Consider the following 23,534-nt stretch of genomic DNA (forward strand, 5'->3'; position numbering starts at 1 on the left):
GCCCCGGGTCAGTATTTCGGGCCTACGTGCTTGTCCATGAGGGCTACGGAGGCTTTGCGGGCGACCGAGATGTTGAACGGGTCGACGCCGCGCGCCAGCGAACTCCACTCGACGCCGACGGCGTCGAGTGTGTCGGTGTACAGCTTCCGGATGTCATCGGACTTGTTGCTGAAGAAGTAGCGGGGATACTCGTAGCGCTTCCGTACGCCGCCGACCGTCTTCTCGGTCCAGTTCGTGATCCGACACCCGTCGGAGTGGATCAGCCCACGGATGAACTCCCACGGATGGGCGTCGACGAGTTCTTGCTGCCACGACGCGAGAGCAATTTCGCGGCTGTGCTTCTTGCCAGGGCCGTGTTGCGGGAACAGGCAAGGCCAGTGGTTGCTGTAGCAGGTCACGTTTTGGCAGCCCTGGCGTTGTACGCGGAACACTTTGTTGGAGGGCCGGACAGCCTGTATAGCTTCGGCGCAAGCGTCGACCAGGCCGGGCCAGTCGTTGGCGCAGGTGATGCGGAGGAAGTAGGTGCCGCGCCGAAGGTGGCTGATGCAACCATCGCCGAGGTACAGGCCGAGCAGGTAGGTGTAGGCGTTGGGGTCGGGGGGCGGCTCGGGCGTTTCCTGGCAGCGCGGGCAGGGGGTGGCGCGGCTCCAGCCGAGTGGCTCGACACGCGTCTGCCAGGAACGGATCGCGGTCCGCGAGACCCCGGTCTCCCTGCTGACGGAGTTGAGACTGCGCCCCTGTGCGACCAGCGCGAGGGCCTGCTTGCGGGTGTCCATGTCGTACATGTAGCCACTCTGTAAGGACGAGCAGCGGGCCGTACGGCGGTAAGCGGATGTTCACGAGAATGTGGACATCCGCTTACTGGTCTGCGTGCCGGGTGCGGGAGTCGAACCCGCACGTCCTTTCGGACAGATGTGTTTGAGACATCAGCGTCTGCCATTCCGCCAACCCGGCCAGATAACCCGAGAGGAGTGTACCGGTTCACGGGACTGCACTGCAGCTAGGTAGGCTCTAGGTGCAGCCCCCAGCCTGCTCAACCAAGGAGCGCCCCCGTGACCGCCCCCGAGTCGCCCCAGCCCGTAGACGACGCCGACGACGACAAGTCGCACGTCCCGCCGCTGACGACCCGTGTCGTCATCGCCGAGGACGAGGCCCTGATCCGCCTCGACCTCAAGGAGATGCTTGAGGAGGAGGGCTACTCGGTAGTGGGCGAGGCCGGTGACGGCGAAGAGGCCGTCGAGCTGGCCCGTGAGCACAAGCCGGACCTCGTGATCCTCGACGTGAAGATGCCGAAGATGGACGGCATCAGCGCGGCCGAGAAGATCGCGGGGGAGTCGATCGCCCCGGTGCTGATGCTGACCGCGTTCTCGCAGCGCGACCTTGTCGAGCGGGCGAGGGACGCGGGCGCGATGGCGTACCTGGTGAAGCCGTTCAGCAAGAGCGACGTCGTGCCGGCGATCGAGATGGCCGTGTCCCGGTTCACGGAGTTGAAGACGCTGGAGAAGGAGGTCGCGGACCTCACGCAGCGCCTGGAGACGCGGAAGCTGGTGGACCGGGCGAAGTCGGTGTTGCAGACACAGTACGGGCTGACGGAGCCGGCGGCGTTCCGGTGGATCCAGAAGACGTCGATGGACCGGCGGCTCTCGATGCAGCAGGTGGCCGAGGCGGTCATCCAGGACGCCGAGGAGAAGAAGGCGTCGAAGGGCTGAGAGGCCGCACGTCAGAGCAAGCAGCGCTGAGGCCCGCGTTCCGAGAGTCGATCTCGGGGCGCGGGCCTCAGCCACGTACAAGCACAGAGACGAACCGGGTCAGTCCTCGCCCAGGTACGCCTTGCGGACGGACTCGTCGTGCAGGAGGTCCTGGCCCGTCCCGGAGAGGGCGATGGAGCCGACCTCCATGACGTGGCCCTGGTCGGCGAGGGAGAGCGCCGCCTGGGCGTTCTGTTCGACGAGGAGGATCGTCGTGCCCTGGGCCTTCAGTTCGACGATCGTCGCCATGATCTTCTGCATCATGATGGGGGAGAGGCCCATGGAGGGCTCGTCCAGCATGAGGAGTTTGGGCTGGGACATGAGGGCGCGGCCCATGGCGAGCATTTGCTGTTCGCCGCCGGAGAGGGTTCCGGCCGCCTGCTTTCGGCGTTCGCCGAGGATCGGGAAGAGGTCGTAGGCCCTCTGGAGGTCCTTCTCGATGCCTGCCGAGTCCTTGCGGAGGAAGGCGCCGAGTTGCAGGTTCTCCAGGATGGAGAGGCGCGGGAAGATGCGCCGGCCTTCGGGGGAGTGGGCGAGGCCCATGGCGACGATCTTGTGCGCCGGGACTCCGGTCAGGGGCTGCCCGTTGAAGGTGATCTTGCCGCTCAGGGGCTTGAGGAGGCCTGACAACGTTCGCAGGGTTGTCGTCTTGCCCGCACCGTTGGTGCCGATGAGGGTGACTACCTGGCCCTCCTCCACGGTGAAGGAGATGCCCTTGACGGCCTCGATCTTGCCGTAGGCGACCTTGAGGTCCTCGACCTCCAGCAGGGCGGTCACTTTTCCGTTCCTTCCGAAGAGCCGTCCGTCGCGGCTTCTGTCGCGCCTTCCGCCGCGTGGGCCTCGGCTGCCTGGACGTCCTGGAGCGCGGTGTCCTCGGGGGCGCCTTCGAAGGGGGTGCCGAGGTAGGCGGCGATGACGCGTTCGTCGCCCTGGACGACCTCGCTGGTGCCTTCGACGAGTTTCTCGCCCTGGACGAGGACGGCGACGCGGTCGCAGAGGTTGAAGATGAAGCGCATGTCGTGCTCGATGACGAGGACGGCGATGCCCTTGTCGCGGATGGCGAAGACCAGCTCCTCCGTCGCGCGGGTCTCCTGCGGGTTCATGCCGGCGGTGGGCTCGTCGAGGAGGAGCAGGCCCGGTTCGCTCGCCATGGCGCGCGCGATCTCCAGTTTCCGCTGTTCTCCGTAGGGGAGGGAGCGGGCGAGGTGGTCGCGTTTGTGGGCGAGGCCGATGAATTCGAGGAGTTCCATGGCGCGTTCCTCGGAGGCGGCTTCGGCTTTCTTGAAGCCGGGGCCGCGGAGAAGAGCCGACCAGAGGCCTTCTTTCGTACGGGTGTGGCGGCCGACGAGGACGTTCTCCAGGACGGTCATGTTGGCGAAGAGCCGGATGTTCTGGAAGGTGCGGGCCATGCCGGCCTGGGTGACCAGGTGGGGTTTGGGCGGGAGGACGGAGCCCTTGTAGGAGACCTTGCCCTCGGTGGGGATGTAGAGGCCGGTGAGGCAGTTGAAGAAGGTGGTCTTCCCGGCGCCGTTGGGGCCGATGAGGCCGACGATCTCGCCCTCGTTGACGGTGAGGTCGACGGAGCGTACGGCGGTGAGGCCGCCGAAGCGCATGGTGACGTCGCTGGCTTCGAGGACGGTCCGGGTCGTGGTCTGGGTCATGGTGGTCACGCCCCTGCCTTGTGCGCCTTGGTGGCGCCGATGGTGCCTTCGGGCAGGCTCTGCTGTTCGGGGATGTCGAGTTGGCCGGTCTCGTGGAACTCGAGCTGGCGGCGCCGGTTGGCGATGATGCCTTCGGGGCGGAACCGCATGAGGAGGACGAGGGCGATGCCGAACGCGAAGAGTTCGTAGCTCTTGAGGAAGCTGAGCTTCTCGGGGATGAGGTAGAGCAGGCTGGCGCCGAGGAGCGGGCCGCTGACCGTGCCCATGCCGCCGAGGACGACGGCGGCCAGGAGGAAGGCGGAGTTGGGCGGTGCGGCGCCGGCGAACTGGTAGGGGGTCGGGACCACGGAGTAGCTGACGTGGGCGCTGACCGTGCCGGCAAGGCCGGCGAGTGCGGCGCCGAGGGCGAAGGCGATGAGCTTGACGCGGAAGCCGTTGATGCCCATGGCGGTGGCGGCGGTCTCGTCCTCGCGGATGGCGACCCAGGAGCGGCCGATGCGGGAGTCGGCGGCGCGGGTGAAGACGAGGACGACGATGGCCGTGAAGACGAGCATCAGCAGGAAGTAGTTGGCGAAGCGGCCCAGCGTGAAGGAACCGATCTGGTGGGCTTCGCCGAAGTTGAACCCGAGGATTTCGAGGTCGGGGATGTTGGCGATGCCGTTGGGGCCGTTGGTGATGTCGGGGCCCGAGGAGCCGTCGAGGTTGTTGACGGCGATGCGGAAGATCTCTCCGAAGCCGAGGGTGACGATGGCGAGGTAGTCGCCACGCAGCCGCAGGGTGGGTGCGCCGATGAGGACGCCGAAGATGAGGGAGGCGCCCATGCCGACGAGTACGGCTCCCCAGAAGGGGAGTTGGGTGCCGGAGAAGCGGGAGTACTCGGAGCCGGAGACGAGCGCGGCGGCGTAGGCGCCGACGCCGAGGAAGGCCACGTAGCCGAGGTCGAGGAGGCCGGTGAGGCCGACGACGATGTTGAGGCCGAGGGCGACGGTGGCGAAGATGAGGATGTTGACGCCGATGTTGGCGTTGTGGTCCTCGGCCTGGGTGAAGGGGAAGACGGCCGCGGCGAGGAAGGCCATGGAGGTGGCGAATCCCTTGTGGCGGGCGTTGAGCGCGGAGAAGCGGTCGGTGAGGCCCGCGCTGACGAGGGCCCAGGCGGCGAAGATGACGAGCAGCATGTAGCCGCTGAAGGTCTCGCCGTATTCGTCGTCGGGGGTGCCGATGCCGTAGGTGAAGACGATGAGGCCGACGGCGAGTGCGCCGGTGATGATGAGGCGTTCGGCCCAGGGGGGTACGGCGGCGGCCGGGGGTACGTGGTCGGCCTTTTTGAAGTAGGACTTCCAGGTGTCTCCGGGGCGGGGCAGGGCGAGTGCGCCGACGACGGGGAGGGCGGAGGCGATGGCGGCGAGGAAGCCGCCGGGTTCGAGGTTGGCGAGGCCGCCGAACTCGATGGCGATGGCGAGGACCGTGTACCAGGTGACGGCGAAGGCGGCCAGGGCCATGAGGAAGACGGGCGCGTTGGAGCGGGCCGGGTTGAGCCAGCGCAGTCCTCGTACGTTCCAGAGGGTGAGGGCGTAGAGGAGGGTGAGGATACCGCCGGTGAGGGTGAGGAGCTGGAGGCCGGCGGGGTAGCCGTTGACGGTGAGGTCGCCGGGGAAGGCGGAGGTCCAGGTCCAGGCGAGCATGGTGCTCGCCATGGTGGCGACGGCGCCGGCGGCGACGAGGATGCGGGCGGCGTTGTGGGGCAGTTTGATGAGCGGGGTGTGCTCGGCGGGTGGGGCGGTGGTGTCGGTCATGCCGCTCACGCCCTGTCCGCTACGCGTTCTCCCAGTAGGCCTTGTGGCCTGAACAGGAGGACGAGGATGAGGAGGATGAAGGCCCATACGGAGGCCCAGCCCTGACCGCCGAACTGGTCCATGCCGGGGATGTCGGAGATGTAGGCGGTGGCGAGTCCTTCGGCGAGGCCGAGGACGAGGCCGCCGAGCATGGCGCCGTAGATGTTGCCGATGCCGCCGAGGACGGCGGCGGTGAAGGCTTTGAGTCCGGCGACGAAGCCCATGTCGTAGTTGACGCTGCCGACGCGGAAGCCCCAGGCGATGCCGGCGACGGCGGCGAAGAAGCCGCCGATGGCGAAGGCGATGACGATGATGCGGTTGGTGTCGATGCCCATGAGCTGGGCGGTGTCCGGGTCCTGCGAGGTGGCCTGCATGGCGCGGCCGGTGCGGGAGGTGCGGACGAAGAAGGCGAGGGCGGCCATGCAGACGGGGGCGGCGACGAGGACGAAGAGTTCACCGGACTGGATCTTGAGGTTGTCGGTGATGTTGAAGGGGCCGCCGGGCAGTTGCGGGAACTTGCGGGCGTTGTCGGCCTCGGGGTACCAGTTGAAGACGGCCTGCTGGAGGGCGAGGGAGAGGCCGATGGCGGTGATGAGGGGTGCGAGGCGTGGTGCGCCTCTGAGTGGTCGGTAGGCGAACCGTTCCGCTCCGACGGCTATGAGGACGGCGACGAGGCCGCCGCCGATCAGCATGAGGGGGAGGGCGACCCACATGGATGTGCCGCCGGGCAGGATCAGGTAGACGGTGAGGGCGCCGAAGCCGCCGGTCATGAAGATCTCACCGTGGGCGAAGTTGATGAGCTGGACGATGCCGTACACCATCGTGTAGCCGATGGCGATCAGCCCGTACATCGAGCCGAGAATCAGCCCGTTGGCCAGCTGTTGCGGCAGGGTGTGCACCGCATGGCCTCCATGTGGGTGCGGAGAGTGAACGGGGGGAGAGAGCGCGGGCCGCGCGGTGACGGGTGGTCGTGGCCGCGCGGCCCTGGTGGTGCGTGGTGCTGGTGTTACGCGGTGCCGTGGGTGGTGAGTGGGTGTCAGCCGGCGTCGTAGGTGCCGGTCTTGACGGACTTCCACTCGCCCTTCGTGGCCTGGTACAGGGTGAGCTGCTTGTTCTTGGTGTCGCCGTACTCGTCGAAGCCGACGGGGCCCGCGATGCCCTCGAAGCTGATCTTCTGGAGCTCGTCGACGACCTTCTGGCGGGCGTCGGACGGGACCTTGCCGTCCTTCACGACGGCGCCGATGGCCTTGATGACGGCCGTGGCGGCGTCGTAGGAGTAGCCGCCGTAGGTGCCGTAGTCGCCCTTGTAGCCGCCGGCCTTGTACTTGTCGATGAATTCCTTGGCGGCGGGCAGGGTGTCGACGGGGACGCCGACGGAGGTGACCAGGTCGCCCTCGGCCGCCGCGCCGGCGGTCTTGATGTAGGTCGGGGTGAACATGCCGTCGCCGCCCATGAGCGGGATCTTGGCGCCGGAGTCCTTGAGCTGCTTGGTGAGGACCTGCGCCTCGTCGTACTGGCCGCCGTAGTAGAGCAGTTCGGCGCCGGAGTTCTTGATCTTGGTGACGAGGGTGGCGAAGTCCTTGTCGCCGACGTTGACGTGGTCGGTGCCGACGACCTTGCCGCCCTGCTCCTTGTACTTCTTGGCGAAGATGCCGGCGAGGCCGGCGCCGTAGGTCTGCTTGTCGTCGACGACGAAGACCTTCTTCTTCTTGAGCGTCTTGTAGACGTAGTCGGCGGAGAAGCCGCCCTGTACCTCGTCGGTGATGGCGGTGCGGAAATAGGTCTTGAAGGGGCGGGTCTTGGTGCCGGAGACCCAGTTCTTGCCCTGGGTGAGTTCAGGGGCGGTGTTGGAAGGCGAGATCTCGGCGAGGTTGGCGGAGGCGAAGACCTTCTGCATCGTCTGCGCGACGCCCGAGTTGAGGGGGCCGATGACGCCGAGGACGTCCTTGTTGGCGACGAGCTGCGAGGCGTTCTGCTGGCCGGTCGGCGGCAGGGCCTTGTCGTCGAGGGCGGACACCTTGAAGGTGACGCCGGGGACGAGCTTCTTGTCGTTGGCGTCCTTGACGGCTATCTCCACACCGGACTTGATGCCGAGGCCGGTGGCGGAGTTCTGGCCCGTGAGGGGCGCGTCGACGCCGATCACGACCGTGGTGTTGCTGCCGCCACTGTCGTCGCTGCCCTTGTCGTCGCGCGATCCGCAGGCGGTGAGCGTGAGTGCTCCGGTCGTGAGCACGGTGGTGAGTATGAGCAGAGAACGGTGTCGCACGATCATTCCTCTCCCTGGCGCGGCCCCCGGGACGGGGGCCGTGAGTCTCGCCGGGCCGTACTGAGTGGTACAGGGGCCGTGCAATGGACGCGCCCGGCGGCGCGGTGACTGGCCGTGACTATAAGCGCAGGTAGGGGATGGGGGAGTAGCCGAGGGCAGGCTGTGACGCTCTTGTTATGCCGGGGCGGATTCGCGTGGGTGCAGTGCGGACGATTGGGGCGTATGGGGATAGCGGCCCTAGGCATCCAGTTGTTCACATAGCGAGAACTCGCAGTTCCGCTACGGAACTTGAGTTGATCTTGAACGCCGCGGGGCGGGCTGCCGGGGTGTGTGGGCCGACGGTGTGTGAACGGTGTGGAAGCCGTGCGCCCGGCCTCGCGAGGCTCGCATCGCCTCGTTACGGCGGGGGTAACTGTGTGTTACCTACACGTGTGATCGTTCCCGGCGGCCCGTACGGGTTCCTGGCGGGTGGCGCGGACAGCGGACTCGGCAGTGCCGGGCCGCAGTTGGCGCGCAGGAACGTCCGCAGGTCCCGGGCGAACGCGCCGCCGAAGAGGAAGCTGTGCCGTTGCTGTGCGCGCTCGTTGCGCAGGTCCAGATCGAGCTGCGGCAGGTCGATGGCGCGTGGCAGGCCCGTGCAGGCGTAGACGGCGAGCCAGACGGTGACGGTACGGGGCCGGCCGGGCCTCACTGTCAGTGGCAGCCGGGGCGTGGTCGAGGCGCCCAACTGGGGCAGTCCCGCTTCCAGTTGCCGGATGCTCACGGGGCTCCCGCTGCTGACGCGCACGGTGAACCGGAAGGCGCCGTTCTCCGGGGCGGGGCCGTGGTACCGCAGTGTCGTGGCCTGTGCGGGCCAGGGTGAGGGCGTGGTGACGTCCGGGGTGGGCCGCAGGGTGTGCAGGGCTCCGAGGAGGATCGCGACCGCGACCGCGCTCGCGGCGAGCAGCAGGGCGGTGCGGCGCCGCCGGACGGGTATGGCTGCCCAGCGCTCCCGGAGGAGTGGGGAGTCGGGGCCGAACGTGTCGAGGGTGTCGAGCCCGGGGGCAGGGGTGGAGTCGGTCGGTTCGTACGGCTCGACGGGCCCGGTGCCGGTCATGCCTGACGGTAGGCCGGTGCCCTTCGCTTTGCCAACGCCCGTGCTTGGCGGCGGTGTTGGGGAGGCCCTCTGGCGGGTCGGGGTGGGGCGCGGTGGAATACCCGCGTCCCGCGAGTGCACTCCCTTCTCGCGCCCTTGGAGGCACGATGGTGAGATCCACCGGTATGAGAGCACGCCGCTTGCGCGGTCCGGCTTCGGTGTGCGCGCTGGCGGCGGTGCTGGCCGCGCCGCCGTCCGCGTACGCCGCTGAACAGCCCGTTCGACGCGCTGAGTTGCGGATAGCCGGGCACGAGACGCAACCCGTCTTCTCCCGGGCCGACGCCGTGCTGCAGCAGGTCGATGTCCAGACGGAGGCCGACAGCGACGGTGACGGCGAGCGCGACACCGTACGGATGCGCGTCCTGCGGCCGAAGGAGACGGAGGCGGCGGGGCTGAAGGTCGCCACGATCGTCGAGGCGAGCCCGTACTGGGCGGGCGGCAACGACGTGCCGAACCACAATGTGGACCTCGACGAGGACGGGTTGCCGGTCGCCGGGCCGCCTCGTCAACCGGCGGTGCAGAGGCCGGGGTTGACCGGTCCTGCGGTCGCTTACTCCGGCTACTACGACAACTACTTCCTGCCGCGCGGTTATGCCGTGGCGCAGGTCGACAGTCTCGGTACGGGCGGCTCCACCGGCTGTCCCACCTCGGGTGGCCGCAACGAGACGCTCGGCGCGAAGGCCGCGATCGACTGGCTGGGCGGCCGGGCCGAGGGCTGGGACCTCGACGGGAATCCGGTGCGCGCCGACTGGTCGACCGGCAACGCGGCGATGATGGGCATCTCGTACAACGGCACGCTGCCGACCGCCGTGGCCGCCACGGGCGTGAAGGGTCTCAAGGCGATCGTGCCGATCTCCGGGATCTCGTCCTGGTACGACTACTACCGGGCGAACGGTGGTGTCGTCGCGCCCGGCACCTTCCAGGGCGAGGACACCGACGTGCTCGCCCGGTACGTGTACTCGCGCGCCGACCAGGAGATCTGCAAGCCGGTGCTCGACGCCCTGGAGCGCGACCAGGACCGGGTGACGGGCGACTGGTCGCCGTACTGGCAGGAGCGGGATTATCTGAAGGACGTGCGCAGGATCAAGGCGGGCGTCTTCGTCGTCCACGGCCTGAACGACTGGAACGTGAAGACGAAGAACGCCGGGCAGTTGTGGGAGGCGCTGAAGAGGAACCATGTCCCGCGCAAGCTGTGGCTGCACCAGGCGGGGCACGCCAATCCGATGCCGCTGCGGATGGAGGAGTGGCTCGGCCAGGTCCACCACTGGTTCGATCACTGGCTCTACGGCATCCGCAACGGCGTGCTCGACGAGCCCCGCGTCGACGTCGAGCAGGCGGACTTCGGCTGGCGTCAGCAGCCGGACTGGCCGGCGCCCGGGACGCGTGACCTCACGCTGCGGCTGCGCGCAGACGGGACGCTGGGGCGTCTCGCGGGCCCGCAGCGCGTGCAGAGTCTGACCGACGCGGGCCGTACCGTCCCCGCCGAGCGGCTCGTCACCGCGCCCGACAGCGCGAACCCGAACCGGCTCGCGTACACGACGGGACCGCTGGCGCGCGATCTGCGCCTCAACGGCGTGCCCGGGATCGACATCCGGTCGTCACTCGCCGGTACGTCGCCGTACGTGACCGCGCTGCTCGTCGACTACGGGCGCGCCACGCGGGCGACGTCCGGGACGGTCACCGACACGTCGCGGCAGGTCTGTTACGGCGAGGGGGTGCCTGATCTGCCGGGCGAGACCGGGTGCGCGTACCGGACGAGGCACGCGACGGAGACGGCCGATTTCAAGATCGTGACGCGGGGCTGGCTCGACGCCCGTAACCGGCACTCAACTGCACACCAGAGCAGGGTCGTGGAGGGCCGTGAGTACCGGCTGCGGTGGGACATGCAGCCCGAGGACTATGTCTTCGAGGCCGGGCACCGGCTCGGTGTGGTGCTGATCTCGACCGATCACGACTACACGCTGCGGTACCCGGCGGGCACGAGGATGACGGTGCGCGCCGGGTCCGCGTCGCTCACGCTGCCGACGGCGCCGTAGGCGCTGCCGGGGCTGTGGGGGCGTCCTTGAGGAGGCAGGTCAGGCGGGCCGTGCAGACCCGCTTGTCCTGCTCGTCGGTGATGACGATCTCGTACGTGGCGGTGGTGCGGCCGCGGTGTACGGGGGTGGCGACGCCGGTGACGAGGCCGGAGCGGGCGCCGCGGTGGTGCGTGCAGTTCAGGTCGACGCCGACGGCGATCTTGCCCGGGCCGCCGTGGAGCATGGAGCCGACCGAGCCGAGGGTCTCGGCGAGGACGGCGGAGGCGCCGCCGTGCAGCAGCCCGTAGGGCTGGGTGTTGCCCTCGACGGGCATGGTGCCGACGACGCGGTCGGCGGCGGCTTCCTTGATCTCGACGCCCATCCGGGTGCCGAGGTGCCCGGCGGAGAAGAGGGCGGGCAGGTCGACGCCGAGCGTCGCGTACTCGTCGATGACCTCTTGCGGGAACTTCACGTGGTTCTGCTCGCCCATGGGGCCCGGCTCCGTCCGTCGTGCCTGCGTTCCTGTGTCTGTGTGCCGTGTGGCTGCTGCCGTGTGGCTGGCTGAGCAAACGCTCAGTCGGTGGCCGATTGTTCCAGGCGGACGACGACGGACTTGCTGGCGGGGGTGTTGCTGGTGTCCGCGGTGGCGTCCAGCGGCACCAGGACGTTGGTCTCCGGGTAGTAGGCGGCCGCGCAGCCGCGTGCCGTCGGGTAGTGCACGACGCGGAAGCCGGGGGCGCGGCGCTCGACGCCGTCGCTCCACTCGCCGACGAGGTCGACGTAGGCGCCGTCGGCGAGGTCGAGGTCCTTGGCGTCCTCGGTGTTGACCAGGACGACGCGGCGGCCGTTCCTGATGCCCCGGTAGCGGTCGTCGAGGCCGTAGATCGTGGTGTTGTACTGGTCGTGCGAGCGCAGGGTCTGCAGGAGGAGGCGGCCCTCGGGCAGGTGCGGGTACTCGACGGGCGCGGCCGTGAAGTTGGCCTTGCCGGTGGCCGTGGGGAAGCGGCGCTCGTCGCGCGGGGCGTGCGGCAGTGCGAATCCGGCCGGGTCCGCCACGCGCGCGTTGAAGTCCTCGAAGCCGGGGATGACGCGTGCGATGCGGTCGCGGATCGTCGCGTAGTCCTTCTCGAACTCCTCCCACGGGGTGGCCGAGTCGGCGCCCAGGGCACGGCGTGCGAGGCGGGCGACGATGGCCGGCTCGGAGAGCAGGTGGCGGCTCGCGGGCTCCAGGCGCCCGCGCGAGGCATGGACCATGCCCATGGAGTCCTCGACGGTGACGAACTGCTCGCCACTGCCCTGTACGTCGCGCTCGGTGCGGCCGAGGGTGGGCAGGATCAGGGCGCGGGCGCCGGTGACGGCGTGCGAGCGGTTGAGCTTCGTGGAGACGTGGACGGTGAGGGCGGCGCGGCGCATGGCAGCCTCGGTGACCTCGGTGTCGGGCGAGGCGGAGACGAAGTTGCCGCCCATGGCGAAGAAGACCTTCGCGTCCCCGTCGCGCAGGGCGCGGATGGCGCGGACGACGTCGAAGCCGTGCTCGCGCGGCGGCGCGAAGCCGAACTCCTTCTCCAGGGCGTCCAGGAACGCGGGGGCGGGGCGCTCGAAGATGCCCATGGTGCGGTCGCCCTGCACGTTGCTGTGGCCGCGGACCGGGCAGACACCGGCGCCGGGGCGGCCGATGTTGCCGCGAAGCAGCAGGAAGTTGACGACTTCGCGGATGGTCGGCACGGAGTGCTTGTGCTGGGTCAGGCCCATCGCCCAGCAGACGACGGTGCGCTTGGAGGCGAGGACCAGTTCGAGGGTGCGCTCGATGTCCGCGCGGGACAGGCCGGTCGCCTTCAGCGTCTCGTCCCAGTCGGCGGCGCGGGCGGCCGCGGCGAACTCCTCGTGACCATGCGTGTGCTCGGTGATGAAGGCGTCGTCGGTCGCGCCCTCCGTCTCCAGGATGAGCTTGTTGAGGAGGCGGAAGAGGGCCTGGTCGCCGCCGAGCCGGATCTGGAGGAAGAGGTCGGTGAGGGAGGCGCCCTTGGTGAGGCCCTTGGGGGTCTGCGGGTTCTTGAACTTCTCCAGGCCCGCCTCGGGCAGCGGGTTCACGGAGATGATGCGGGCGCCGCCCGCCTTCGCCTTCTCCAGGGCGGAGAGCATGCGCGGGTGGTTCGTGCCCGGGTTCTGCCCGGCGACGATGATCAGGTCCGCCTTGTAGAGGTCCTCCAGGAGGACGCTGCCCTTGCCGATGCCGATCGTCTCGGTCAGCGCGGAGCCGGACGACTCGTGGCACATGTTCGAGCAGTCCGGCAGGTTGTTCGTGCCGAACTCGCGGGCGAAGAGCTGGAAGAGGAACGCCGCCTCGTTGCTGGTGCGGCCCGAGGTGTAGAAGACCGCCTCGTCGGGCGAGGTGAGCGCGGCCAGCTCGTCGCCGATGATGTCGAAGGCCCGCTCCCACGTCACCGGCTCGTACCGGTCGCCGCCCTCGGGCAGGTACATGGGGTGGGTGAGGCGGCCCTGCTGGCCCAGCCAGTACCCGGAGCGCGTCGCGAGGTCCGCGACCGGGTGCGCGGCGAAGAACTCGGGGGTCACCCGGCGCAGGGTGGCCTCCTCGGCGACCGCCTTCGCGCCGTTCTCGCAGAACTCCGCCGCGTGCCGGTGCTCGGGCTCGGGCCAGGCGCAGCCGGGGCAGTCGAAGCCGTCCTTCTGATTGACCCGCAGCAGCGTCAGGGCGGTGCGCTTCACACCCATCTGCTCGCGGGCGATCTTGAGGGACTGCCGGACGGCGGGGATCCCCGCGGCATGGTGCTGCGGGGCCGTGACCTGCGGTGCGTCCTGAACCGGATCCGACGCGGGCGGCTTGCTGGCCATGGCTGGCTCCCCTTCGAGCTGGTCCTGCGAGCGTGCGGCGCAGCGCTTCCGCTGCGGTGAAGCGCGTCTGCTCACTGCTGTGAAGCGCGCCTGTCGATCCTCGCACGTACGACTGACAGGGGCCCCGGCCGGTCGGGGGTGGGCCGGGCTGTCAGTGGGGCGTGGCAGGATCGGGGACGTGGCAGAGAAAGCAGCGAAGACGGCGAAGACGACGGCGACGAAGGCGACCGGCGGCGGTGCAGGTGGGCGCCCCCGGCTGATGCTCATGGACGGGCACTCCCTGGCCTACCGGGCGTTCTTCGCGCTGCCCGCGGAGAACTTCACGACGGCGACGGGTCAGCCGACGAACGCGATCTATGGTTTCGCGTCGATGCTGGCGAACACGGTGCGCGACGAGGCGCCCACGCACTTCGCGGTGGCGTTCGACGTCTCGCGCAAGACGTGGCGCTCGGAGGAGTTCACCGAGTACAAGGCGAACCGGTCGAAGACCCCGGACGAGTTCAAGGGCCAGGTCGAGCTGATCGGCGAGCTGCTCGACGCGATGCACACGCCGCGCTTCGCCGTCGAGGGCTTCGAGGCCGACGACGTCATCGCCACGCTCGCCACCCAGGCCGAGGCGGAGGGGTACGAGGTCCTGATCGTCACCGGCGACCGCGACTCCTTCCAGCTCGTCTCGGACCACGTGACGGTGCTCTACCCGACCAAGGGCGTCTCCGAGCTGACGCGCTTCACGCCGGAGAAGGTCTTCGAGAAGTACGGCCTGACCCCGGCGCAGTACCCGGACTTCGCGGCGCTGCGCGGCGACCCGTCGGACAACCTGCCGGGCATCCCCGGCGTCGGCGAGAAGACGGCCGCGAAGTGGATCAACCAGTTCGGTTCCTTCGCCGAGCTGGTCGAGCGCGTCGACGAGGTCAAGGGCAAGGCGGGCGCGAACCTTCGGGAGCACCTGGAGGCCGTCAAGCTCAACCGCCGCCTCACCGAGATGGTCCGCGACGTCGAGCTGCCGAAGACCGTCGGTGACCTGGAGCGCACGGCGTACGACCGCACGGCGATCGCGATGATCCTGGACACCCTGGAGATCCGTAACCCCTCGCTGCGCGAGCGGCTCTTCGCCGTCGACCCGGGCGCCGCCGAGGCCGAGGAGGCGCCGGCCGAGCCCGGCGTGGACGTCGACGGGACGGTGCTGACCACGGGCGAGGTCGCGCCGTGGCTGGCCGAGCACGGCACCGCCGACGCGGCACTGGGGCTCGCCTCCGTCGACACGTGGTCGCTCGGCACCGGCTCGGTCACCGAGGTCGCGCTCGCCGCCGCCACGGGACAGGCCGCCTGGTTCGACCCGTCGCTGCTCGACGAGGCCGACGAGAAGGCGTTCGCGGCGTGGCTCGCCGACGCGGCCAAGCCGAAGGTGCTGCACAACGCCAAGGCGGTCATGCGCGTCTTCGCCGAGCACGGCTGGACGGTGGACGGGGTGACGATGGACACCGCGCTCGCCGCCTATCTGGTCAAGCCGGGCCGCCGCTCCTTCGTGCTCGACGCGCTCACCCTGGAGTACCTGGGCCGAGAGCTGGCCCCCGCCGGCGCCCCCGACGGACAGCTCGCCTTCGGCAGCGAGGAGGACGAGCAGGCCGAGGCCGACGCGCTCATGGTGCAGGCCCGCGCCATCCTCGACCTCGGCGAGGCGTTCGGTACGCGCCTCAAGGAGGTCGGCGCCGGCGAGCTGCTCACCGACATCGAACTGCCCACCTCCGCGCTCCTCGCCCGCATGGAGCGGTACGGCATCGCCGCCGACCGCCCGCACCTCCAGGACATGGAGCAGATGTTCGCGGGCGCCGTCCAGCAGGCGGTGCAGGAGGCGCACGCCTCGGTGGGCCACGAGTTCAATCTCGGCTCGCCCAAGCAGCTCCAGGAGGTCTTCTTCGGCGAGCTGGACCTCCCGAAGACGAAGAAGACCAAGACCGGCTACACCACGGACGCGGACGCGCTCGCCTGGCTCGCCCAGCAGACCGACCACGAGCTCCCCGTGATCATGCTGCGCCACCGCGAGCAGGCCAAGCTGCGCGTCACCGTCGAGGGCCTGATCAAGACGATCGCCGCGGACGGCCGCATCCACACCACGTTCAACCAGACGGTCGCCGCGACCGGCCGCCTGTCCTCCACCGACCCGAACCTGCAGAACATCCCGGTCCGCACCGACGAGGGCCGGGCGATCCGGCGCGGCTTCGTGGTGGGCGAGGGCTACGAGTCGCTGATGACGGCCGACTACAGCCAGATCGAGCTGCGCGTCATGGCACACCTCTCGGAGGACGAGGGCCTCCTGGAGGCGTTCAGCTCCGGCGAGGACCTGCACACCACGGTCGCCTCGCAGGTGTTCGGGGTCGGCCGGGACGCGGTCGACGCGGAGATGCGTCGCAAGATCAAGGCGATGTCGTACGGGCTGGCTTACGGCTTGTCGGCGTTCGGTCTCTCCGGGCAGCTCAACATCGAGCCGGGGGAGGCGCGGGTCCTCATGGACACGTACTTCGAGCGGTTCGGAGGCGTACGGGACTATCTGCGGCGGGCCGTGGACGAGGCGCGGGCCACCGGTTACACGGAGACCATGCTCGGGCGCCGCCGGTACCTGCCCGACCTGAACTCGGACAACCGGCAGCGCCGGGAGATGGCCGAGCGGATGGCGCTCAACGCGCCGATCCAGGGCACGGCGGCGGACATCGTCAAGATCGCGATGCTGAACGTGGACCGGGCGTTGAACGAGGCGGGGCTCACGTCCCGGATGCTGCTCCAGGTCCACGACGAAATCGTCCTCGAGATCGCGCCCGGGGAGGCGGCGGCCGCGGAGGAGCTGGTCCGCCGGGAGATGGCCGGGGCGGTTGCCCTCCGGGCGCCGCTGGATGTTTCGGTGGGGCTGGGGAGGGACTGGGAGTCCGCCGCGCATTAGCCTCCGGCGGTCGGGTGGATGGTCGGCCGCGGGCGCGTCGTGGCTGGTCGCGCAGTTCCCCGCGCCCCTGGAGGCTTGCGGCTCCGCCGCGCCTTCGCGCCTTCTGGGGTGCCCTGGCACCCCTTGGGACGGCGCACGCAGTGCGCATCCCAGGGCCGCGGGGAACTGCGCGCTCAGCCCCGGCGTATCCGCACGTGTCGATGGAGCCGCATCCCGCTCAGGGGCGCTGGGAGCGGCGCGGCCGGCCCGGGCGTGTCCGCACGTGTCGATGGAGCCGCATCCCGCTCAGGGGCGCTGGGAGCGGCGCGGCCGGCCCGGGCGTATTCGCACGTGTCGATGGAGCCGCATCCCGCTCAGGGGCGCTGGGAACGGCGCGGCCGGCCCCGGCGTATCCGCGGTCGGCGACGAGAACCCGGCCCGGTGCACGAGGTGGCGCGTCCCGGGCAGCCGCGAGAGGGCTAGCCCACCAGATCCGCGGGCGCCCGCACGGTTCGGTCCGGGCGGGCCCTCGCGGCCAGGGCGTACAGGACAGCCCCGAGCACCAAGCCCGCCCCCACCCCGAAGCACAGCGTCGGGACGATCTCCCAGGGCTTCCAGGCGAGGCCGGACTCGTCCACGTACGAGAGCCACCGCGCCACCCGCACCGCCCCGCATCCGCACGCGCAGCCACCGATCAGCAAGAACGCCGCCCACCGCCGCCGCGCAGAAACGCCGACCAGCCCCACCACCGGGTCCGACGGAGTCCGTAGCGCTCGCCACAGGAACACCCCGAGCACCCCCAGCGCGATCGCCGAACTCCCGTACTGCACATACCAGTACAGCGGTGAACCGGCCACTTTCTCGCCGAGGACGGGGAAGATCCGCGACCCCCAGCGGTCGGGGTGGGTGAACGCGTCCCACACCACGTGCGTGAGCCCGCCGAGCACCGCGGACACGTACCACCATCCCGGCCGCCACCGCCCGCCGGGCCGCCCCCGGAGCAGCGCCCCGACCCGGCCGCGTACCCGCCGGGGCAGCAGCGCGAGGACCGGTTCCCGGATCAGCCGTTCCAGGGCGACGAGCGCCAGCGCGATGAGGACGTCCACCGTGAGGACGCCGGGGAAGGAGTGCGTGACGTCGCCGAACTCCATCGCCCCGGGCACCGCGCTCGCGGCGAAGTACGTGACGTCCGGCGCGAACGACCCGGCGACGAGCAGCGACGGCACGAGCCGTCCCCGCCCGGTACCGTCCCTGCGCACGAACGGCAGCACCGCCGCGGCGTGGCTGATGGTGAACGGCACTAAGCCTCCCGGGTTCGATTACGTGCAAGTACGTGCGAGCGTGGAGGCCGCGAGCCTACGACAACGCGTACATGGCCAATCGGTTAATAACGGTCACGAACGGGTGTATGCGCGCCGGAAGTTGTCGTAGTGTCGGCGGGGTCCATGCGCTGGGGAGCGCAGGGGAAGCGGCGTTGACGGACAAGTTGGCGGACAAGTTGGCGGGCGACACGGGAGGGTTCGGCGCATGGCGGCGGTAATCGGCAGGAGGCTGCGCAGGAGCGCGATGACGGCAGCGGTTGCCGCCGCGGCGGTGGCGGCGCTCTCCGCGTCACAGGCCCCGGGCGTGACCGCCCCGCGGACGGACGCCGGCGGCGGCCACAGCGCGGCGGACCGTTCCGACGACCCGGCCACCGACGGGGCGACGGGCCCCGACTACTACACCGAGCTGCCGCCGCTGGACAGCCCCACCGCCGACCCGTCCGCCTCCGCGGGACCGAGCGCGGGCACCGGCGCCGCCGAGGCCGGTATCCCCGCCACCGTTCTGGACGCGTACAAGAAGGCCGAGGCCGAGCTGGCGACGAGCAAGCCCGGCTGCAACCTGCCGTGGCAGCTGCTCGCCGCGATCGGCAAGGTCGAGTCGAACCAGGCCCGCGGCGGCAACGTCGACGCGAACGGCACGACGATCAAGCCGATCCTCGGCCCGGCCCTGAACGGCCAGGGCTTCGCGCTCATCACGGACACCGACGGCGGCACCTACGACGGCGACACGGTCCACGACCGCGCCGTGGGCCCGATGCAGTTCATCCCCTCCACCTGGGAGTGGGCGGGCCGTGACGGCAACGGCGACGGCAGGCGCGACCCGAACAACATCTACGACGCGGCCCTCGCCGCCGGCCACTACCTCTGCCGGGCCGACCGCGACCTGTCCGACGCCTCGTACCTGAACGCGGCGATCCTCAGCTACAACAACTCCTCGGACTACCTCGCCACCGTCCTGTCCTGGCTGGAGTACTACCGCAAGGGCACGCACGAGGTGCCGAACGGTTCCGGCGTCCGGCCGACGGCCCCCGTCGGCGGCGGCACGTCCCCTTCGCCGACGATCACCCCGACCCCGTCGGGCTCCCCGTCGCCCGGCACGTCACCGTCGTCCCCGCACGTGCCCGCCTCGCCGGGCGGATCGGGCGGTACAGGCGGTGCGGGTGGTTCGGGAACGCCGACCACGCCGCCCACCACCCCGCCGACCACGCCCCCCACCACACCGCCCACGACCCCGCCCACGCCGACCCCCACCGAATCCGTCACCAAGATCACCGACGCGGGCACCGGCAAGCTGACCGCCATGGCCGGCGACACCTTCGCCGAGCAGGTCGCGGTGCGCCCGCAGGACGCCAAGGGCAAGGGCGTGGCCAAGGTCCGCGTACGGTTCACGCTCGTCGGCGGGACGGACGCGCGGTTCGCGGGCGGCGAGGACAGCGCCGTCGCCGTCACGAACAGCGCGGGCGTGGCCACCGCGCCCAAGCTCGTCGCGGGCGAGAAGACCGGCGAGTTCACGGTCCGCGCCGTCGTCGTGGGCCGCTCCCTGCCCGCCCTGGACCACACGGCGACCGTCACGGCGCGCGCCGCCGACGCGCTGGCCCGCACCGGCGACCAGGAGCTGACCTGCGTCGCAGGCAAGGAGTTCGCGGACGCCGTCCAGCTCAAGGCCACGTACAAGGGCGCCGTCGCCGACGGGGTCGCGGCCACCGCCACCCTGGTCAAGGCGGAGGACGACCCGGCCGAGGCGGAGAAGGGCCCCTACTTCGAGGACGCGGACGGCAACAAGATCCGTAGCCTCAAGGGTCTGAAGACCGACGCCGACGGCCTGCTCACGCTCCCGAAGCTGTACGCGGACGACGCCGTCGGCACGTTCCTGCTGCGGGTCGAGACGACGGGCGGCGCGACGCTCCTCGTCGAACTGAAGGTGACCGAAGCCCCGGCGGAGTCCCCGAGCCCGAGCCCGTCCGCGTAACCGGCGCCGTACGAAGCCCTCCGGTCCTGTCGGGACCGGAGGGCTTCGTCGCGGGCGCGTGCCGCACCTGTTCTCATCTCACCCCGCCGTTGCTACGGTGCCCCGACCCAGAGGCCTGACGCCTCATCAGATCCCGTGTGCCGCACGGCACGGCCGCAGGGAGGTCGGACATGCGCGCCCTCATCGCCGCCGCGAGCGGACTCGTCCTCGCCGTCGCCCTGGCCCTCGCCCTCACGGCGCTCGGCGCCCCGCCGGGCGAGACGTCCCCGAAGCCGCTCCTGACCACCGTCCCCGACCACCCGTAGCGAGGGGCCGCCGAGATGCGCCGCAAGGCCAGCCTGATCCTGCTCGCCGTCGCCGTGTTCTTCGCGGCGCTGTCCCCGCTGGTGCGCTGGTACGCGTACCCGCGCCTGGCGAAGGTCCCGCCGAGCCAGTACCAGACGATGGTCCTGGAGGCGAAGGACGCGACCCTCATCGACTACGGCTCCATGCGGGCCGAGACCGTCCCGAGGCTCACGGTCGTGCAGACCCTCAAGGGCAATGTCGAGGAGTCGGAGAAGATCGAGAAGAGCGCCGGGCGTGACGTCGTCGTCTGGGACGGGCTCAGCTACATCGTCGGCCCCGACGGCGAGTTCGTCTCCCAGGTCCCCGAGCGCTACATCTTCGACGCGCACAGCCAGGAGCCCGTGCACGCCACCGGCGAGTCCGTCGACGGCGACCCGGTCAGGCGCGAGGGCATCGAGTTCAAGTGGCCGTTCCTGACGGAGAAGCGGGACTACGAGTACTTCGACGCGCGGGCCCGCGTCACCCGCCCCATCCACTACAAGGGGACCGAGACGTTCCGCGGCGTCGAGATCTACCGGTTCGAGCAGACCGTCCCCTGGACGAAGGTCCCCTTCCCCAAGAAGCTGCCGGTCGAGGGCGTCACAGCGGACTCCCTCGCCCAGACCGGTACGCAGATGTGGTACACGACGGTCCGCACCTTCCTGGTCGACCCGACGACCGGCGCGCCCGTCTACGGAGAGGAGCGCCACAAGGAGGAGATGCGCGGCGGGACGCTGCTCGGCGACGGCAAGAAGGTCACCGCGTTCGAGGGCGACGTCAAGATGCGCGAGGACTACATCAGGTCCACGGTCGACCTGGTCAAGTCCCAGCGCACCGTCGTCCTCCTGCTCACCGCCTACCTTCCCTGGGGGTTCCTGGTCCTCGGGGTGCTGCTCCTCGCGCTCGCCCTGTGGCTGGAGGCGCGCGGCAGGCGCCCCGGGGAGCCGGAGGAGACGGGCGCGCGGGAGCCGGAGCCGGTCAGCGCCTGAGCCGCGCGTTGGTGAACCGGGTCGGCTCCGCCGCGGCCGGATCCTCGGGCCACGGGTGCTTCGGGTAGCGGCCGCGCAGGTCAGCGCGTACGGAGCGGTAACCGTCCCGCCAGAAGGAGGCCAGGTCGGCGGTGACGGCGGCGGGCCGCCCGGCGGGGGAGAGGAGGTGCACGAGCACTGGCACCCCGGCGAGGCGCGGTGTCTCGTCCAGCCCGAACATCTCCTGGAGCTTGACGGCGAGGACAGGCTGCCCGGGGTCGGCGTAGTCCACCCGGATCCGCGACCCGCTGGGCACCTCGATCCGCTCGGGGGCCAGTTCGTCAAGGCGGGCCGCGTCGCCGCTCGCCCACGGCAGCAGCCGCCTGAGCGCCTGCCCGGCCTCGATCCGGCCCAGATCCGCCCGGCGCCGCGCCGCGCTCAGCTCGGGCTCCAGCCACTCGTCCACGCGCGCGTGGAGCCCTTCGTCGCTCACGTCGGGCCACGGCTCCCCGATCCGCCGCCGCAGGAAGGCGAGCCGCTGCCGCAGCGCCTCGGCGTCCCGGTCCCAGCGCAGCAGCCCGAACCCTTCCCGCCGCAGCCCTTCGAGCAGAGCCTCCCGTACGAGGCCGGGCGCGGCCTTGCTGAGCGGCCGCACGGTCAGCTCGACCGCCCCGAGCCGGGTCACATTGCGCGCCACCAACGCGCCGTCCGACCAGGCCACTTCATCGCCCTCGGCGAACAGCGACGCGGCCGCCCGCCGCGCGACCTCCTCGTCGGCGACCGCCCCGAGCCGCACGCGCGCGTGCCCGGCCCCCACCGGCCGGTCGGCCACGGCGACGGCCACCCACTCCGCATGCCGCAGCGGCGACCCGTCCCCGGCCTCCGCCCGCGTCCCGGACACCATCAGGTACGACCCGCCGTCCCGCCGGGCGACCCGCTCGGGGAAGGCGAGGGCGGCGACGAGCCCGGCGACGTGGTCGTCCGAGGCCCCGCCGCGCCCCTCCTGCCGCTCGTCCGGCTGCTTGGCCAGGCCGGACAGCCTCCGCACCTCCTGCCGCCATCGGGCGCCGTACGCGTCGCCCCCGCGCCGGGCCGTCCGCAGCGCCCCGGCGAGGTCGTCCCCGTACTCGCGCGGCGGTTCCTCGCTCAGCAGGGCGACCACTTCGGCCGCGCGCCGGGTGCCCACCTCCGGGGCCGCGTCGAGCAGGGCGCGGCCGAGACGGGGGTGGAGGCCGAGGCGGGCGAGGCGGGCGCCCCGGGACGTGACCCGGCCGGGGCCCGGCCCCACCGCGCCGATCGCCGTCAGGACGGTGCGGGCCGCCGCCATCGCGCCGGCCGGCGGCGCGTCGAGCAGGGCCAGGTCCGAGGCGTCCGGGTCGCCCCAGCAGGCGGCCTGGAGCGCGAACGCCGTCAGGTCGGCCACCTTGATCTCCGGGGCGGGGAAGCGCGGGAGGCGTGCGTCCTCCGCCTCGTCCCAGCAGCGGTACACGACGCCCGGGGCCTCCCGCCCGGCGCGCCCGGCACGCTGCGCCCCGGCCGCGCGAGAAGCCCGTACGGTCGTCAGCGCGCTCAGCCCGCGCGCGTGGTCCACGCGGGGCTCACGGGCCAGGCCCGAGTCGACCACGATCCGCACCCCGGGCACCGTCAACGACGACTCCGCGACCGACGTGGCAAGGACCACGCGCCGCCGCGACCCCGGCGAGAGCACCGCGTCCTGCACCGCGGCCGGGGCGCGCCCGTGGACCTGGAGGACCTCCACGTCACCGATCGCCCCCAGCTGGTTCGCGACGCGCGCGATCTCGCCCACGCCCGGCAGGAAGCACAGGACGTCCCCGGTGCGCTCCGCGAGGGCGCGCCGCACCGTCGCCGCCACGTGGGTCAGGAGCGCCGGGTCCACCCGCATCCCGTGCGGTGGCCGCACCGCGCGCGTGGGCGGCGCCCAGACCACGTCGACGGGGTGCGTGACGCCCGCCGCCTCGACGACCGGGGCGTCGCCGAGCAGCCCGGCCCAGCCCTGCGCGTCGGTCGTCGCCGACGCCGCCACCAGCTGCAGCTCCGGCCGGAGCGCCGCCCGTACGTCGCACAGGAACGCCGTGACGGTGTCCGCGTCCAGGTGCCGCTCGTGCACCTCGTCGAGGATGACGGCGTCGATGCCGGTCAGCTCCTGGTCGCGCTGGAGCCGTTGCAGCAGCACGCCCGTGGTGACGACCTCCACGCGCGTGTGCGGGCCGACGACCCGCTCGCCGCGCACCGTGTAGCCGACCCGTTCCCCGGCCTTCTCGCCGAGCAGCCACGCCATCCGGCGCGCCGCCGCCCGCGCCGCGATCCGGCGGGGTTCGGCGACGACGACCCGGCGTGCGGGCGCGTCCGCGTCGAGAAGCCCGGCGAGGACCAGCGGCACGAGCGTCGTCTTGCCGGTGCCGGGCGGGGCGACGAGGACGGCCGCCCCGCCCGCGTCGAGCGCGGTGCGCAGGGCGGGCAGGGCGGACCGTACGGGCAGCTGGTCGAGGGAGTCGGCGCGGATCAC

Annotated in this window: 17 protein-coding genes and 1 tRNA gene; 6 read left to right on the forward strand and 12 right to left on the reverse strand. The window is 71.0% G+C overall.

The window, feature by feature from the left end:
- Positions 1-8: 8 nt before the first annotated feature.
- Both ACH4RC_RS09150 and ACH4RC_RS09155 read right to left on the reverse strand, forming a co-directional pair.
- Entirely contained in the window at positions 9-785 is a 777-nt protein-coding gene (locus ACH4RC_RS09150; RefSeq protein WP_398197289.1) for a transcriptional regulator, read from the reverse strand.
- 86 nt (positions 786-871) lie between these two features.
- Positions 872-954 (reverse strand) — tRNA-Leu (locus ACH4RC_RS09155).
- Between the two features lie 98 nt (positions 955-1,052).
- Between ACH4RC_RS09155 and ACH4RC_RS09160 the strand changes: the two genes are divergently transcribed.
- A complete protein-coding gene (locus ACH4RC_RS09160) occupies positions 1,053-1,709 on the forward strand; it encodes an ANTAR domain-containing response regulator (RefSeq protein WP_398197292.1) in 657 nt (218 codons plus the stop codon).
- Positions 1,710-1,808: 99 nt separating this feature from the next.
- Here ACH4RC_RS09160 and ACH4RC_RS09165 read toward each other — a convergent pair whose 3' ends face one another.
- From ACH4RC_RS09165 to ACH4RC_RS09190, 6 genes are all read right to left on the reverse strand, one after another.
- Positions 1,809-2,525: an ABC transporter ATP-binding protein gene (locus tag ACH4RC_RS09165; protein WP_398197294.1), complete on the reverse strand. Its 717-nt coding sequence runs from the start codon at positions 2,523-2,525 to the stop codon at positions 1,809-1,811.
- A complete protein-coding gene (locus ACH4RC_RS09170) occupies positions 2,522-3,409 on the reverse strand; it encodes an ABC transporter ATP-binding protein (protein ID WP_398197295.1) in 888 nt (295 codons plus the stop codon). Before ACH4RC_RS09170 ends, ACH4RC_RS09165 begins: the two co-directional genes overlap by 4 nt.
- 5 nt (positions 3,410-3,414) lie before the next feature.
- Complete coding sequence (locus tag ACH4RC_RS09175; protein ID WP_398197299.1) at positions 3,415-5,202, reverse strand: branched-chain amino acid ABC transporter permease; 1,788 nt, start codon at positions 5,200-5,202, stop codon at positions 3,415-3,417.
- Between the two features lie 5 nt (positions 5,203-5,207).
- The gene (locus ACH4RC_RS09180; RefSeq protein ID WP_398197302.1) at positions 5,208-6,140 is read right to left on the reverse strand and encodes a branched-chain amino acid ABC transporter permease; all 933 of its coding nucleotides are present in this window, start codon (positions 6,138-6,140) and stop codon (positions 5,208-5,210) included.
- Between the two features lie 137 nt (positions 6,141-6,277).
- Entirely contained in the window at positions 6,278-7,513 is a 1,236-nt protein-coding gene (locus ACH4RC_RS09185) for a branched-chain amino acid ABC transporter substrate-binding protein (RefSeq protein WP_398197305.1), read from the reverse strand.
- Positions 7,514-7,904: 391 nt separating this feature from the next.
- On the reverse strand, positions 7,905-8,603 hold the full coding sequence (locus ACH4RC_RS09190) for a hypothetical protein (RefSeq protein ID WP_398197308.1): 699 nt from the start codon (positions 8,601-8,603) through the stop codon (positions 7,905-7,907).
- A 164-nt stretch (positions 8,604-8,767) separates the two neighbouring features.
- On the opposite strand from ACH4RC_RS09190, the gene ACH4RC_RS09195 reads away from it, so the two are divergent.
- Positions 8,768-10,678: a Xaa-Pro dipeptidyl-peptidase gene (locus ACH4RC_RS09195; RefSeq protein WP_398197310.1), complete on the forward strand. Its 1,911-nt coding sequence runs from the start codon at positions 8,768-8,770 to the stop codon at positions 10,676-10,678.
- On the opposite strand, the gene ACH4RC_RS09200 is transcribed toward ACH4RC_RS09195, so the two are convergent.
- Complete coding sequence (locus ACH4RC_RS09200) at positions 10,656-11,147, reverse strand: PaaI family thioesterase (RefSeq protein ID WP_398197312.1); 492 nt, start codon at positions 11,145-11,147, stop codon at positions 10,656-10,658. The two genes, ACH4RC_RS09195 and ACH4RC_RS09200, sit on opposite strands and share 23 nt — an antisense overlap.
- Positions 11,148-11,230: 83 nt before the next feature.
- Positions 11,231-13,510: an FdhF/YdeP family oxidoreductase gene (locus ACH4RC_RS09205; protein ID WP_398197314.1), complete on the reverse strand. Its 2,280-nt coding sequence runs from the start codon at positions 13,508-13,510 to the stop codon at positions 11,231-11,233.
- A gap of 259 nt (positions 13,511-13,769) precedes the next feature.
- Between ACH4RC_RS09205 and polA the strand changes: the two genes are divergently transcribed.
- Positions 13,770-16,445, forward strand: coding sequence for a DNA polymerase I (polA, locus tag ACH4RC_RS09210; protein ID WP_398197873.1), 2,676 nt, complete (start codon positions 13,770-13,772; stop codon positions 16,443-16,445).
- Between the two features lie 458 nt (positions 16,446-16,903).
- On the opposite strand, the gene ACH4RC_RS09215 is transcribed toward polA, so the two are convergent.
- A complete protein-coding gene (locus ACH4RC_RS09215) occupies positions 16,904-17,725 on the reverse strand; it encodes a DUF4184 family protein (RefSeq protein ID WP_398197317.1) in 822 nt (273 codons plus the stop codon).
- Positions 17,726-17,951: 226 nt separating this feature from the next.
- On the opposite strand from ACH4RC_RS09215, the gene ACH4RC_RS09220 reads away from it, so the two are divergent.
- From ACH4RC_RS09220 to ACH4RC_RS09230, 3 genes are all read left to right on the forward strand, one after another.
- On the forward strand, positions 17,952-19,715 hold the full coding sequence (locus ACH4RC_RS09220) for a lytic transglycosylase domain-containing protein (RefSeq protein WP_398197320.1): 1,764 nt from the start codon (positions 17,952-17,954) through the stop codon (positions 19,713-19,715).
- Positions 19,716-19,885: 170 nt separating this feature from the next.
- A complete protein-coding gene (locus tag ACH4RC_RS09225) occupies positions 19,886-20,020 on the forward strand; it encodes an SPW_0924 family protein (protein ID WP_398197322.1) in 135 nt (44 codons plus the stop codon).
- Between the two features lie 15 nt (positions 20,021-20,035).
- Positions 20,036-21,028 (forward strand): DUF3068 domain-containing protein, encoded by a 993-nt coding sequence (locus ACH4RC_RS09230; RefSeq protein WP_398197324.1) that lies wholly within the window; start codon positions 20,036-20,038, stop codon positions 21,026-21,028.
- Here ACH4RC_RS09230 and hrpB read toward each other — a convergent pair.
- Entirely contained in the window at positions 21,018-23,534 is a 2,517-nt protein-coding gene (gene hrpB, locus ACH4RC_RS09235; protein WP_398197326.1) for an ATP-dependent helicase HrpB, read from the reverse strand. The two genes, ACH4RC_RS09230 and hrpB, sit on opposite strands and share 11 nt — an antisense overlap.

The organism is Streptomyces sp. NPDC016845, from assembly GCF_044332585.1.
GTDB lineage: Bacteria > Actinomycetota > Actinomycetes > Streptomycetales > Streptomycetaceae > Streptomyces.

What these genes read in the sequence shown, in the direction of transcription:
- polA (WP_398197873.1), top strand. Translation starts at nt 13,770, where the DNA reads ATGCTCATGGACGGGCACTCCCTGGCCTACCGGGCGTTCTTCGCGCTG.
- ACH4RC_RS09200 (WP_398197312.1), bottom strand. Translation starts at nt 11,147, where the DNA reads ATGGGCGAGCAGAACCACGTGAAGTTCCCGCAAGAGGTCATCGACGAG.
- ACH4RC_RS09230 (WP_398197324.1), top strand. Translation starts at nt 20,036, where the DNA reads ATGCGCCGCAAGGCCAGCCTGATCCTGCTCGCCGTCGCCGTGTTCTTC.
- ACH4RC_RS09225 (WP_398197322.1), top strand. Translation starts at nt 19,886, where the DNA reads ATGCGCGCCCTCATCGCCGCCGCGAGCGGACTCGTCCTCGCCGTCGCC.
- ACH4RC_RS09150 (WP_398197289.1), bottom strand. Translation starts at nt 785, where the DNA reads ATGTACGACATGGACACCCGCAAGCAGGCCCTCGCGCTGGTCGCACAG.
- ACH4RC_RS09205 (WP_398197314.1), bottom strand. Translation starts at nt 13,510, where the DNA reads ATGGCCAGCAAGCCGCCCGCGTCGGATCCGGTTCAGGACGCACCGCAG.
- ACH4RC_RS09170 (WP_398197295.1), bottom strand. Translation starts at nt 3,409, where the DNA reads ATGACCCAGACCACGACCCGGACCGTCCTCGAAGCCAGCGACGTCACC.
- ACH4RC_RS09185 (WP_398197305.1), bottom strand. Translation starts at nt 7,513, where the DNA reads ATGATCGTGCGACACCGTTCTCTGCTCATACTCACCACCGTGCTCACG.
- ACH4RC_RS09195 (WP_398197310.1), top strand. Translation starts at nt 8,768, where the DNA reads ATGAGAGCACGCCGCTTGCGCGGTCCGGCTTCGGTGTGCGCGCTGGCG.
- ACH4RC_RS09220 (WP_398197320.1), top strand. Translation starts at nt 17,952, where the DNA reads ATGGCGGCGGTAATCGGCAGGAGGCTGCGCAGGAGCGCGATGACGGCA.
- ACH4RC_RS09175 (WP_398197299.1), bottom strand. Translation starts at nt 5,202, where the DNA reads ATGACCGACACCACCGCCCCACCCGCCGAGCACACCCCGCTCATCAAA.
- ACH4RC_RS09190 (WP_398197308.1), bottom strand. Translation starts at nt 8,603, where the DNA reads ATGACCGGCACCGGGCCCGTCGAGCCGTACGAACCGACCGACTCCACC.